Origin of the sequence: Myxococcus sp. AS-1-15 (genome assembly GCF_020037055.1) — a bacterium.
GTDB lineage: Bacteria > Myxococcota > Myxococcia > Myxococcales > Myxococcaceae > Myxococcus > Myxococcus fulvus.
In genome coordinates, this window is record NZ_JAIQDF010000001.1 from 575,683 (window position 1) to 589,039 (window position 13,357).

The 13,357-nt window shown below is 68.9% G+C and carries 10 protein-coding genes; 6 read left to right on the forward strand and 4 right to left on the reverse strand.

Annotated elements, in window-relative coordinates; translation table 11 throughout:
- Positions 1-200: 200 nt before the first annotated feature.
- From K8625_RS02400 to K8625_RS02420, 5 genes are all read left to right on the forward strand, one after another.
- Positions 201-2,153, forward strand: coding sequence for a M3 family metallopeptidase (locus K8625_RS02400; RefSeq protein WP_223748076.1), 1,953 nt, complete (start codon positions 201-203; stop codon positions 2,151-2,153).
- Positions 2,154-2,377: 224 nt separating this feature from the next.
- Positions 2,378-3,379 carry a siderophore ABC transporter substrate-binding protein gene (locus tag K8625_RS02405; RefSeq protein WP_223781725.1) on the forward strand — a complete coding sequence of 334 codons (1,002 nt, stop codon included), beginning with the start codon at positions 2,378-2,380 and terminating at the stop codon, positions 3,377-3,379.
- Positions 3,379-4,338, forward strand: coding sequence for an ABC transporter permease (locus K8625_RS02410; protein ID WP_223748078.1), 960 nt, complete (start codon positions 3,379-3,381; stop codon positions 4,336-4,338). The genes K8625_RS02405 and K8625_RS02410 overlap by 1 nt, the downstream gene beginning before the upstream one ends.
- Positions 4,328-5,302 carry an iron chelate uptake ABC transporter family permease subunit gene (locus tag K8625_RS02415; protein ID WP_223781726.1) on the forward strand — a complete coding sequence of 325 codons (975 nt, stop codon included), beginning with the start codon at positions 4,328-4,330 and terminating at the stop codon, positions 5,300-5,302. Before K8625_RS02410 ends, K8625_RS02415 begins: the two co-directional genes overlap by 11 nt.
- Positions 5,299-6,057, forward strand: coding sequence for an ABC transporter ATP-binding protein (locus K8625_RS02420; RefSeq protein ID WP_223781727.1), 759 nt, complete (start codon positions 5,299-5,301; stop codon positions 6,055-6,057). The genes K8625_RS02415 and K8625_RS02420 overlap by 4 nt, the downstream gene beginning before the upstream one ends.
- A 66-nt stretch (positions 6,058-6,123) precedes the next feature.
- On the opposite strand, the gene K8625_RS02425 is transcribed toward K8625_RS02420, so the two are convergent.
- The 3 genes from K8625_RS02425 to K8625_RS02435 form a co-directional block, all read right to left on the reverse strand.
- Complete coding sequence (locus tag K8625_RS02425) at positions 6,124-7,191, reverse strand: hypothetical protein (RefSeq protein ID WP_223781728.1); 1,068 nt, start codon at positions 7,189-7,191, stop codon at positions 6,124-6,126.
- A gap of 69 nt (positions 7,192-7,260) precedes the next feature.
- Positions 7,261-8,370 (reverse strand): triacylglycerol lipase, encoded by a 1,110-nt coding sequence (locus K8625_RS02430; protein ID WP_223781729.1) that lies wholly within the window; start codon positions 8,368-8,370, stop codon positions 7,261-7,263.
- Between the two features lie 388 nt (positions 8,371-8,758).
- Positions 8,759-11,269 carry a glycogen/starch/alpha-glucan phosphorylase gene (locus tag K8625_RS02435; protein WP_223781730.1) on the reverse strand — a complete coding sequence of 837 codons (2,511 nt, stop codon included), beginning with the start codon at positions 11,267-11,269 and terminating at the stop codon, positions 8,759-8,761.
- A gap of 253 nt (positions 11,270-11,522) precedes the next feature.
- Between K8625_RS02435 and K8625_RS02440 the strand changes: the two genes are divergently transcribed.
- Positions 11,523-12,116: a TIGR02265 family protein gene (locus K8625_RS02440; protein ID WP_223748084.1), complete on the forward strand. Its 594-nt coding sequence runs from the start codon at positions 11,523-11,525 to the stop codon at positions 12,114-12,116.
- A 15-nt stretch (positions 12,117-12,131) separates the two neighbouring features.
- Here the strand turns inward: K8625_RS02440 and K8625_RS02445 are convergent, their stop codons facing one another.
- Positions 12,132-13,310 carry a M23 family metallopeptidase gene (locus K8625_RS02445; protein ID WP_141325769.1) on the reverse strand — a complete coding sequence of 393 codons (1,179 nt, stop codon included), beginning with the start codon at positions 13,308-13,310 and terminating at the stop codon, positions 12,132-12,134.
- Positions 13,311-13,357 lie beyond the last annotated feature (47 nt).

Below are 13,357 nucleotides of genomic sequence, written 5' to 3' on the forward strand. Positions count from 1 at the left end.
CCGACAGCCGGGGAGGGCCCACGTGCCCTCCCGGGGTGGGGTGGGGGCGGCCCACTGTCGGCCAGCGTGCCGTCCGGCCGTGAAAGGCTGCTGCTCGTGAGCGGCGGGCGGATTACCTTTGCCCCGCATCCTTCCGTCGCTCCTCGGAAGAACGCGAGGAGCGTGGGTGAAACCCGTCAGCACGCTCAGGAGAGCAGCCCGTGTCTGAAACGCCCGTCACCGACGCTGTCCGCCTCATCACCTGTCCGCCCGCCGAGTTCCGGCGCTCCGGAGAGGCCGCCATGGAGGCCACGCGCGCCGGCATCGCCCGCCTCAAGGGCCTCAAGGCCCCCTACGACGTGGTCCAGGTGCTGGAGCTCTACGACGAGGCCATGGCCTCGCTCGACGACGCGGCTGCCCGCGCGAGCGTCGCCCGGCACTCTCACCCGGAGGCCGCCATGCGCGACGCCGCCGAGGCCGCGGAGCAGGAGCTGGAGACGCTCGCCACCGACATCCGCATGGACCGGGGCGTCTATGACGTCCTCGCCTCGCTGGATGTGTCCGGCCAGGACGCGCAGACGCGCAAGTGGGTGGAGAAGGTGCTGCGCGACTTCCGCCGCTCCGGCGTGGACCGCGACGACGCCACCCGCGCGCGCGTGAAGGCGCTCAACGACGAGCTGGTGAAGATTGGCCAGGAGTTCAGCCGCAACATGCTCCAGGACACGCGCACCGTGTCCCTGCCGCCCGCGGCGCTGGACGGCCTGCCGGAAGACTACGTCCGCGCGCATCCGCCGGGCGCCGACGGACAGGTGGTCATCACCACCGACTACCCGGACATCATCCCGTTCATGACGTACTCGCGCGACGCCAAGGCCCGCGAGCAGATGTGGCGCGCCTTCCGGCTGCGCGGCCACCCGAGCAACACCGACGTGCTCGAGCGCATGGTGGCCCGCCGCCACGAGCTGGCGACGCTCCTGGGCTTCCGCAACTGGGCGGCCTTCGCGACCGAGGACAAGATGATTCGCGACGAGCAGGCCGCCGCGGACTTCATCGAGCGGATTTCCCAGGCGTCCGGCGCGCGGATGCAGCGGGACTACGCGCTGCTGCTCGAGCGCAAGCGCCGCGACGTGCCGGACGCGGCGCGCGTGGACCCGTGGGACCAGGCCTACCTGGAGGACCGCATCAAGGCGGAGCAGTACGCGTTCGACTCGCAGGCGGTGCGTCCGTACTTCGAGTACTCGCGCGTGAAGCAGGGCATGTTGGATTTGACGGCGAAGATGTTCGGCGTCACCTACCGGCGCATCACCGACGCCACGGTGTGGCACCCGGACGTGGAGGCCTACGACGTGCTGGAGGACGGCGCCGTCAAGGGGCGCTTCTACCTGGACATGCACCCGCGCGCGGACAAGTACAAGCACGCGGCCCAGTTCACCCTCACCAGCGGCAAGGCCGGACGCCGGCTGCCCGAGGGCGTGCTGATGTGCAACTTCCCCAAGCCCGGCGCCGAGCCCGCGCTGCTCCAGCATGACGACGTGGAGACGTTCCTCCACGAGTTCGGCCACCTCTTGCACCACATCTTCGGTGGCCACACGCGCTGGGCCGGCGTGTCGGGCGTGCGCACGGAGTGGGACTTCGTGGAGGCGCCGTCGCAGATGCTGGAGGAGTGGGCGCGCGACGCGCCGAGCCTGCAGACCTTCGCGAAGCACTATCAGACGGGCGAGCCGCTGCCCGCGGAGCTGGTGACGCGGATGCGCCGCGCGGAGGAGTTCGGCAAGGGCCTGTGGGTGCGCCAGCAGATGTTCTACGCGGCGCTCAGCCTGGAGATTTACCGGCGGGAGCCGAAGGGCCTGGACGCCACCGCGCTCGTGCGCGAGCTGCAGGGCAAGTACACGCCGTTCCCCTACGTGGAGGGGACGTACTTCCACCTGTCCTTCGGGCACCTGGAGGGGTACTCGTCGAACTACTACACGTATATGTGGTCGCTGGTCATCGCGAAGGACCTCTTCACGGTGTTCCAGAAGCAGGGCCTGCTGTCTCCGGAGCCCGCGAAGGCCTACCGCCGCGCGGTGCTGGAGCCGGGTGGCTCCGACGACGCGGCCCGGCTGGTCCATGCCTTCCTGGGCCGCGACTACGACTACACCGCCTACGAGGCCTGGCTGAACAAGGCCGCGTGAGCGTGACGCCGGGCTGACGGGTGGGGTGCTCCGCTGATGGGGCACCCCATTCTCGTTTCCGCGCACGCACCCCTCGCCGGAGCTTCGTTTGACGCGTTGTGCGCGATAATGATAATGAGTCGCACAATCAAATAGTGCGACTTCACGCCCAGGCTGGTATGTGGGGCCGCGCTTCCCGAGCGACCTCTTGCGTTCACATGCGAGCGCACCGGCTGGATGAAACCGTGAGCACTTCTGACAAGCGTTCGTTCCTTCCCTTCGCGATTCTCGGTGTCGTGGCCATGCTGGCCGTCATCGGCGTGGTGGTGAAGCTCCAGCAGCCCCCGGCGGAGGTCGTCACGGCGCCGGCGGTGGAGCCCGCGTCCGGCGCGAAGGCGGCCACCGTCACCATCCAGCATGCGCAAGGGGAGTCGGTGGTCCCCTTGAATCCGCGGCGGGTGGTGGTGTTCGACCTGGCGGCCCTGGACATCCTCCAGGCGCTGGGCGTGGACGCGGTGGTGGGCGTGGCGGGGGACCAGTTCCCGCTGCACCTGGCCCCGTTCGCGGACGCGAAGTACCCGCGCATCGGCACGCTGTTCGAGCCGAACTACGAGGCCATCAACGCCGTGCGCCCGGAGCTCATCATCACCGGCGGCCGCTCCAGCGCGAAGTACGACAGCCTGTCGCGCATCGCCCCCACGGTGGACGTGCCCATGGGCGGCGCGCGCTACATCGACACCGTGGTCGCCAACACCGAGCTGCTCGCGCGCATCTTCGGCAAGGAGGAGAAGGCGCGCGAGCTGGTGGATGGCCTGCGCCAGTCGCTCGCGAAGCTGAAGGAGACGACGGCCAGCCGGGGCAAGGGCCTGGTGGTGCTCGTCACCGGTGGCCGCATCAGCGCCTATGGGCCGGGCTCGCGCTTCGGCGTGGTGCACGAGGACTTCGGCGTGCCCGTGGCCGCGGACGGGCTCAAGGCGTCGCTGCACGGCGAGGCCATCGGCTCGGAGTTCATCCGCGAGAAGAACCCGGACTGGCTCTTCGTCATCGACCGCGACGCGAGCATGGGGCAGCAGGGCGGGGCGAAGCAGGTGCTCGACAACGAGCTGGTGCGCCAGACGACGGCCTGGACGAAGGGGCAGGTCGTCTACCTGGACCCGCTCAACGCGTACCTCATCGGCGGTGGCATCCAGGCGGTGGGCCTGCTGCGAGACCAGGTGGCCCAGGCGTACGCCACGCCCGCTCCCTGATGCGCCTCTTCGTCGCCGGCATCGTCATCCTCCTCCTGGCGCTGGGCAGCCTGCTCATCGGCGTCGGCGACGTGTCGTGGCATGCGCTCGTCACGCCGAGCGCCGACGAACAGGCGCTCCAACTGCTGGTCATCAGCCGCATCCCCCGGCTGCTGGCGGTGATGCTGGTGGGCACGTCGCTGGGCGTGGCGGGGCTGCTGTTGCAGATGCTCGTGCGCAACCGCTTCGTGGAGCCCTCCACCGCCGGCTCCGCCGAGTCCGCCAGCCTGGGGTTGATGGTCGCCGCCGTCCTGGCGCCGCAGCTCCCCGTGGTGGGCAAGATGCTGGTGGCGGCCCTGTTCGCGATGGGGGGCACCGCGCTGTTCCTGCTCATCCTGCGCCGGATTCCGCTGCGCTCGGTGCTCATCGTCCCGCTGGTGGGGCTGGTGCTGGGCAGCGTCTTCGACTCCGTCACGACCTTCTATGCGTACCGGTTGGACCTGCTCCAGTCGGTCAACGCGTGGAAGACGGGGGACTTCTCCACCATCCTGCGCGGGCGCTACGAATTGCTCTGGCTGACCTTGGGGCTGACGTGCTGCGCGTATGTCGCGGCGGACCGCTTCACCGTCGCGGGCATGGGCGAGTCGTTCACCACCAACCTGGGGATGAACTACACGCGCATCATGGGGCTGGGGCTGCTCATCGTCTCGCTCGTCACCGCCATGGTGGTCGTCACGGTGGGCATGGTGCCGTTCCTGGGCCTGCTGGTCCCCAACCTGGTCAGCCTGTTCACGGGGGACAACGCGCGGAAGGCGATTCCCTGGGTGGCGGTGGGGGGCGCGGGCTTCGTGCTCCTGTGCGACATCCTCGGCCGGGTGGTGCGCTTCCCGTATGAAATCCCGGGGGCCACCATCGCCGGGGTGCTGGGCAGCGTGCTCTTCCTCTCCGTGCTGTTGAGGCGGGACGCCCGTGTCGGTTGAGAGCCTGATGGTGGAGCGGCGCCCGGAGCGCACGCTGTTCATCCTGGGCGGGGTGATGGTGGGCGTGGCCGTGCTGTTCCTGCTCTTTGGCGCGAGCGGCCAGTGGGACTTCGTGCTGCCCTTTCGCGGGCGCAAGCTGGCGACGGCGCTGCTGGTGGGCTACGCCATCGCGGTCTCCACGGTGCTGTTCCAGACGGTGTCGGGCAACCGGGTGCTGACGCCCGCCATCCTCGGGTTCGACAACCTCTACGTCTTCATCCAGACGTGCCTGCTCTACTTCCTGGGCTCCGGCAAGGCGTCGAGCCTGGACCCGAGGCTGCGGTTCGGCGTGGAGGTCCTCATCATGGTGGCCTTCTCGGCCGTCCTGTTCTGGGGGCTCTTCGGTGGGGGAGGGCGCAGCCTGCACCTGGTGCTGCTGACGGGCGTGGTGCTGGGCGTGCTCTTCCGCAGCCTCGCGTCCTTCCTGCAGCGGCTCATCGACCCCAACGAGTTCATCTTCCTCCAGGACCGCTTCTTCGCGAGCTTCAACAACCCGGACCAGGAGCTGCTCGTCGTCGCCTTCGCGCTGACGCTGGGCGTGTCCGTGGTGGGCTTGCGGATGCTCAAGACGTTCGACGTGCTGGTGCTGGGGCGGGAGACGGCCATCAACCTGGGCGTGGACCACCAGCGCACGGCGGCCATCATCCTGGTGCTGGTGGCCATCCTGGTGTCGGTGTCGAGCGCGCTGGTGGGGCCCGTCACGTTCTTCGGCCTGCTGGTCTCCAACCTGGCCCACACGCTGGTGCGCACATACCGTCACGCGCTGGTGCTGCCCGCCGCGGCGCTCATCGCGGGGGTGTGTCTGGTGGCTGGGCAGTTCGTGCTGGAGCAGGTCTTCGCGTTCAACACCAGCCCCCGCGTCATCATCGACTTCGTGGGCGGGCTGGTGTTCATCGGGATGTTGATGAGGAGGGCGCCGGTATGATCGAGGCCAGGAACGTCACCAAGCGCTACGGCGGCTCGCTCGTCGTCGATGACGTGACGCTGACGCTGCCCGTGGGCGGAATCACCTCCATCATCGGGCCCAACGGCGCGGGCAAGTCCACGCTGCTGTCGATGATCAGCCGGGTGATGCCCATGTCCTCGGGCGTGGTGCTGGTGGACGGGCTGGATGTGCGCACCACGCCGGGGGACGTGCTCGCCCGGAAGCTGGCCATCCTGCGCCAGGACAACCACCTGACGTCGCGGCTCACGGTGCGGGAGCTGGTGACGTTCGGCCGCTATCCACACTCGAAGGGCCGGCCCACGGTGGTGGACCGCGAGCACGTGGAGCGGGCCATCCAGCACATGGGCCTGGAGACGCTCTCCGAGCGGTTTCTGGACGAGCTGTCCGGAGGCCAGCGCCAGCGTGCCTTCGTGGCCATGGTGTTGTGCCAGGACACGGACCATGTGCTGCTGGACGAGCCGCTCAACGGCCTGGACTTGAAGCACTCGGTGGCGATGATGAAGCAGCTGCGCACCGCGGTGGATTCGCTGAAGAAGAGCATCGTCATGGTGCTGCACGACCTCAACTTCGCGTCCTGCTACTCGGACCACCTCATCGCCATGCGCGACGGCAAGGTGGCCTTCCAGGGACGCCCCCAGGACATCATGCGTCCCGACATCCTGAAGGCCGTGTACGACCTGGACATCTCCATCCAGTGCATCGACGGCGACTGGATTGCCACGCACTACCGCTGACGCCCGCTGCCCCTGCCCGTGGAGCCCCCCGTGGCGGGCGTCGGTGGCGAGACTCCGCTCTGACCCTCAGTTGCGTCCCCACCGACGAGGGCGCTCGAAGCGGAAGAAGCCGCTGGCCTCCTCCTGGCCGATGCTCTCCGCCTCGGCGCCGAAGTAGCGCGAGCGGATTTCGACGAGGCGCGCCTCCAGCTCCTCACCGGAGAGCTCCTTCGCGAGCGTCTGACGCTCCGCCATGTACTTCATGCCCGCGTCCCACCGCGCATCGCGACTCTGGTCCAGCGTGTCCCAGCGCTTCAGCGCCTCTTCGTCCAATCCCAGCTCCCGACGGATGGCGCGCAGGTTGCGCGAGCGCTCCTCCGCGGACATGGCGCCCAAATCGGTCTGCACCGAGGACACGTCGAGGAAGCGGTTCATCAGCTCCTGCTGGTGCCGCTCGAGCACGGCCCCGAGCTGCTCCCCGTGCACCTCCTGGAGCCGCTGCTTGAAGGTGGAGAGCTTCTCCTCCACGCTCTTGCCCTGGAGCGAGTCGAGCGAGCGCAGCGTGTCGCCGATGGCCTGGTTCTTCAGCTCCGCCGCCCAGATGCGGTCCGCCACGTCCTTGCCGAACAGCCGGTTGCGCGCGTCGCGGATGGCCGCCCGCCGCTCCTGCTCGCTCAGGCCCTTGAGGTAGTGGTCATTGTCGCGGACCCACTTCTCGTAGTCCTCGCGGTTGCGCAGCATCGCCGCCAGCGCGTCGTAGTGCTCCGGGAAGTGCGCCTTCAGGAAGGCCAGCAGCTCCTCCCGCCAGCGGTCCGGATAGCGCTGCTGGAAGAAGCGCATCAGGTCCTCGACGAGGCGTATCTGCGCGTGCGGCTCGCTCAGATTCTTCCCGTAGCGCTGCTTGAGCGACGCGGCCAGCTCCTCCAGCTCCGTGTCCGTGGGCTCCGGCACCGGAGTGGGGGAGGGCCGTGCGACGCTCGTCGTCACAGGAGGCACCGCGCCGCCCGGCACCGTGGGTGCCACGCCCGCGACGGATACACCCGGCGGCTGCACGGGCGTCGCCTCCAGCGCGTCCTCCCGCAGGAGCGTCACCCCGAGCCCCGCGAGGAGCAGCACCCCCGCGCCCACCAGCAAGACCTTCAAGCTCCGTCGCATGGCCATGTCTCCGGGCAGGGCGTGGGGAACCGGGAGGCCCTGCACCGCGGCCTCCCGGTGTGCGGCGCGTCAGTCGACCTTGGCGATGTAGTCGATGATGGCCGCGTAGAACTCCATCTCGCTGAACGTGTCGGGGCCGATGCCGATGACGTCCACGTGGTCCTGGTTGATGACGCTGGACATGGAGGTCTGCTGGAGCGCGCTGGGGGCGTTGATGTTGCTGACGTAGCCCAGCGCCGAGTCCTGCGCGACCAGGTCCGCGCCCAGGCGCTCCGTGTAGCGCAGGCGGTAGCCCATCTGCTGCGAGTTGATGCCGACCAGGCCGTCGTCGTCCTGCTCGTTGCGGATGCCGTCACCCTTGCCGGCGGCGCCGTCGTTGTCGCAGTCGTCCGCGCACGCGCCGTCCCCGTCGATGTCGAAGAAGAACTGACGCACCAGCCACAGCGCCGGGTTGACGCTCAGGCCGCTCTGCGCCGTCACCAGCGAGGCGTAGTGCGCCGCGTACGAGGCGTTGATGGGGTTGGCCACGTTGAAGGCCTTGGCGCCCGTCGTCTTGCCGTCGTTCGCGTCCGCGTCGTTGTAGATGAGCGCCTTGAGCGCCGCGTAGCCGTCATTGCCCGGCCCGTAGACGACGTCACCGTAGATGCGGAACAGCGCGTCCAGCACACTGGTGACGCCCGGGCCCAGTTCCAGGACGTACTTCGCCACCGGCGAGCCCCGGTGCGGCGAGGACACGCTCACCAGCGCCTTCACCGCCGTGTAGCCCTTGCGCTCGCGCAGCACCTTCGCCGCCTTGCGCGCGTCGATGCCGCCCTGCGAGTGGCCCACCAGGTTCACGTAGGCCGAGCCCGTGGAGGCCATGTAGCCCTCCACGTCGTTGGCCAGGTCCAGGCCGCGCACGTCGGAGCTCTGCAGCGGCTGCACCGCGGCGGCGAACGCCTTCTGCTTGCTGTTCAGGTCCCCGTTGCAGCTCACCTCCAGGAACTCGTCGCACGGGTCGCCCACGAACACGCCGTAGTCGTCACCCCAGTAGTCGTACCCGAGGATGTCGTCGAACCCGCCCAGCCCGTGCGCGAACACCACGGGGTACGTCGTCTTCTCCGCGGCGAGGGCGGGTGCGGCCACGCCCAGTACACCCACGGCCAGGACTGCCAGGAACAGCGGCGGCTGTTGCTTCATGGGGACTCCTTGCTGGTGAGGATTGCCTGCTGCAACCGATGCACGTCGGACCCGGAACCGGGACGCCAGCCTTCGGACACTGCGAAGGCCCCCACCGGTACGGCCCAGACCTTCCCCACGACCAGGCGAGTCCCGAACTCCGGGCGTATCAGTGCACCAGGGTTGATTCGCGAGTCAATACATCGCGCCGCGTCAGCCCCGCCGGACGAGACGGACGTTCTGTGGTGCACTGCGTTGTCTGTGATTGCGCGACGCGCCGTCCTGGTGCGTTGACTTCTGTCGCGCCGTGTCGACGCCGGGACCGTCCCGCTCACCCCTCCCAGGATGGAGGGGGAGCGCGGGGCCCCGTCCCGTCACTCGAGCGGCGGGGCGGGGCGGACACCCGTGACTACGGCTCGACGGGGGTCTGCTGGATGCGCCAGATCTCCTCCGCGTACTGCTTGATGGTGCGGTCGGAGGAGAAGATGCCGGCGCGGGCGACGTTGATGATGCACTTGCGCGCCCAGGTGTCCGCGTCCTGGTAGGCGCGCACCACCTCGTCCTGCTTGGCCGCGTAGGACGCGAAGTCCGCCAGCACCAGGTAGCGATCCTCCTCCAGGAGGCTGTCCACCAGGGGCTTGTAGAGGCTGCGGTCCTCCGGGGAGAAGAAGCCGGTGGAGATGAGGTCCAGCGCCTCGCGCAGCTCCAGGTTCTTCTCGTACTCATCGCGCGGCCGGTAGCCGGCGCGCTTCCTGGCGATGACCTCGTCCGCGGTGAGGCCGAAGAGGAAGAAGTTCTCGTCGCCCACCGCCTCGCGAATCTCCACGTTGGCGCCGTCCAGCGTGCCCAGCGTCAGCGCGCCGTTGAGCATCAGCTTCATGTTGCCCGTGCCGGACGCCTCCATGCCCGCCGTCGAAATCTGCTCGGACACGTCCGCGGCCGGGATGATGCGCTCGGCCAGGCTCACCCGGTAGTTGGGCGCGAAGACGACCTGCAGCCCCGTCGTCCCCGCGTCGCTGTTGACCACCTCGGCGATGCCGTTGATGAGCCGGATGGTCAGCTTGGCCAGGTGGTAGCCCGGCGCCGCCTTGGCGCCGAACAGGAACGCGCGCGGGTGGATGATGGTGCCCGGGTCCCTGCGCGCCCGCATCCACAGCGCGACGATGTGCACCGCGTCCAACAGCTGGCGCTTGTACTCGTGCAGGCGCTTGATCTGCACGTCGAAGATGGCCTCCGGGTTGAGCCGCACCGAGCGGAGGTCCTGGATGTGCCTGGACAGGTCCTCCTTGTTGGCGCGCTTCACCTCGCGGAACGCCTTGCGGAACGCGGGGTCCTCCGCGTGCGGCTCCAGCTCGCGCAGCTTGTCCAGGTTGGTGGCCCAGCCCTCGCCGATGCGGGAGGTGATCAGCTTGGACAGGCGCGGGTTGCACCACGCCAGCCACCGGCGCGGCGTCACGCCGTTGGTCTTGTTGTTGAAACGCTCCGGGTACATCGCCGCGAAGTCCGGCAGCACGTCCCGGCGCAACAGGTCCGTGTGCAGCGCCGCGACGCCGTTGATGCTGTGGCTGCCCACCACCGCCAGGTGGGCCATGCGAATCTTCTTCTCCGGCCCCTCCTCCACCAGGCTCATCCGCCGCAGCTTCTCCTGGTCATAGGGGTAGCGGATCTGCACCTGGCGCAGGAAGCGCTGGTTGATTTCGTAGATGAGCTCCAGGTGGCGCGGCAGCAGCCGCTCGAACAGCGTCGCCGGCCACTTCTCCATCGCCTCCGCCAGCAGCGTGTGGTTGGTGTATCCGAACACCGCCTGCGTAATCGACCAGGCCTCCTCCCAGCCCAGCCGCTTCTCGTCCACCAGCACGCGCATCAGCTCCGCCACGCCGATGGCCGGGTGCGTGTCGTTGAGCTGGATGGCCGCCTTCTTCGGGAAGTCCCTGAAGTCGGTGTGGTTCTTCAGGTAGCGCCGGACGATGTCCGCGATGGAGCACGCGACGAAGAAGTACTGCTGCTTGAGCCGCAGCTCCTTGCCCGCCTGGAACGCGTCATTGGGGTAGAGGACCTTGGAGATGACCTCCGAGTCGTTCTTCTCCACCACGGAGCGCTCGTAGTCGCCCGCGTTGAAGAGCAGCAGGTCGAACTCCTCGGACGCCCGCGCCTGCCACAGTCGCAGCGTGTTCACCGTGTCGTTGTGGTAGCCCGCGATGGGCGTGTCGTACGGCACGCCCACCACCGTCTTGCCGCCCACCCAGCGCGCCACCGGCTTGCCGTCCGGCCCCTGGTGGTGCTCCACGCGCCCGAAGAAGCGCACCGGCACCGCCTTCTCCGGCCGCACGATCTCCCACGGGTTGCCGAACTTCAGCCACTCGTCGGCGCGCTCCACCTGGTAGCCGTCCACGATGTCCTGCGTGAAGATGCCGAACTCGTAGCGGATGCCGTACCCCATGCCGGGGTAGCCGAGCGTCGCCAGCGAGTCCAGGAAGCACGCCGCCAGCCGCCCCAGGCCGCCGTTGCCCAGGCCCGCGTCCGGCTCCATCTCCAGCAGGTTGGTGAGGTCCACCCCCACCTCCCGCATGGCCTCGGCGGCCGCGTCGTGCATGCCCAGGTTCAGCAGGTTGTTGCCCAGCGCCCGACCCAGCAGGTACTCCGCGGACAGGTAGTAGGCGCGCTTGGCGTCCTTCTCGTAGTACGTGCGGGCCGTGCGCACCCAGCGGTCCGCCAGCCTGTCACGCACCGCCAGCGACAGCGCCATGAAGCGGTCATGCGCGGTGGACGTCTCGTAGTTCTTCCCGCGCGAGTAGCGCACGTGGTCCAGGAACGAGCGGCGCATGGACGAAGCGTCGCGCCCGGTGCGGCCCCCATCGTCCGACGTGGACGTGGACGGGGCGGCGGGGCGCTGCGAGGAGGAAGAGGCGGGAGAGGCCATGTCGCGAGAGGTCTCCATCCGAGGTGTGTCGTCGAGTGGGATGCAACGAACGCAGAGGGCGGTCAGGGTAGCGCAGCCGGAAGGCCCGGCACATGCGGAAAGCGCGGAGCCAGGGAGGGGGAGGATGCTCCCTGGCAAGGACCTGGGACGTCCAGGGACGATGTGACACGCGCGCCCATCCGCTCGCTTTCCCACACGGCCCTCGTGGAAGGGCCGCCCTCCGGGGCGCCGTTTGATGTAGAAATCAACGCTCATGGCCTTCCCGAAGAATGACTTGGACCAGCGCTTGGCGCTGGTGCGGCCGGAAGACACGGTCCGCGGCCTCATCTTCAACGCGGTGTTGATGCTCGCCGAGCGGCAGCTGGGCCCGGACTCCGCCGCGCGCCTGCGCGAGCCGCTCTTCAAGCGCTCACCGGTGGACTTCTTCTCCTACTCCGCGGTGGACGCCATCCGGTTGCTGTACGCCACGTCGGAGGCGCTGGAGCGGGCGGGGCGCTACCCCACGCAGGAGGACGCGGTGCGCGCGTGCGGCGCCGCGGCCGTCACCGGGTTCTTCTCCTCCACGGTGGGCCAGACGCTCACGCGGCTGATTGGCAAGGGGGACCCCAAGCGCCTGTTGTCCAACGCGCCCACGGCCTACTCCACCCTGGTCAGCTACGGGCGCCGGGAATACAGCGTGTTGCACGAGCGCCACGTGCGCCTGTCCTTCCAGGGCGACATGCAGCCGGTGCAGTTCCACGAGGGCGTGCTGCAGGAGGCCCTCAAGGCCATCCAGTGCAACGGCCGCGTCGTGGGCACGCCCCACGGCTACTTCGCGGCGGACTACGACATCACCTGGGAGTCGTAGCCCGCCGGTACCGCCTCAGGGCGCGGCCGGGGCCTGCCCCGCGACGGCGGCCACGGAGACGGCCTCCATCTGCGAGGCCAGCTCCTGCGCCTTGGCGAGGAAGTCCGGGAGCAGCTGCTTGGGCAGCGGGTCCGCGCGGGGGAACTGCTGGTTGAGCGGGTTGGTGTAGCTGCCGCCGCGCTTCATGCCGAAGTGCAGGTGCGGCCCGGTGGAGCGGCCGGTGTTGCCCGAGTAGGCGATGACCTGCTTCTGGCTGACGCGGGCCCCCACGCGCACGCCCTCGCCCAGCTTGGACAGGTGCATGTACTGGGTCTCGAAGCCGTTGGCGTGGCGCAGCACCACCATGTTGCCCGCGGCGCCGGCCCACCCGGCCTGCGTCACGGTGCCGTCCGCCACCGCCCACACCGGCGTGCCGATGGGCGTGCCGTAGTCCACGCCGTTGTGGTTCTTCAGGTACTGGAGCACCGGGTGGAAGCGCGAGCCGAACTTGCTGGTGACGTGCGCGTACTTCAGCGGGCTCTTGAGGAAGGTCTTCTTCGCGCTGGCGCCGTCCTCCTGGAAGTAGTTGGGCTGGCCGTCCGGCAGCACGTACCGGTAGACCTTCTTGGGGCCGACCAGGCCCCCCTGGTACTGCGCGGCGAGCACCTCGCCGTAGCGCAGCACGCGGCCCTTGGAGACGAACTTCTCCACCAGCGCCTTCGCCGTGTCGCCCTTGCGCACGTCGCGGTAGAAGTCGATGTCCCAGGCGAACACGTCCGCCAGCACCATGCCGATGGCCGGGTCCTCGCCCGAGTCCACCGCCGCCTCGTAGAGCGACGTCTGGATTTCGAGCGACACCACCGACACCTGCTTCTCCACCTCGATCGCGCGCTTGCTGCCGACGAACTTCTCGCCGTCGCGGCGCACCTGCCACTCGTCCACGAGGCTCTGGCGGTAGTCGAAGAAGTCCAGCTCCCCGTCGCGCAGGACGATGCGGAACTGGTCCCCCACGCGGGAGCGGCGGAAGTCGAACACGCCCTCGAGCGCGGAGATGACGGCCGTCACCTGCGCGTCCGGCAACTGCGCCTCGTGCAGCGCGCCCGCCAGCGTCTGGCGCGGTTCGATGCGGCGGTTCTTGATTTCATACCGGACAGCGGCCTCCGAGGAGGTCACCGCCAGCAGGGCGGCCAGGGCACAGAGGGGGGAGAATCGCATGGGGCGGGCGCGAGTGTAGTGGACACCCCCGCCCCTGCCCAATCGAC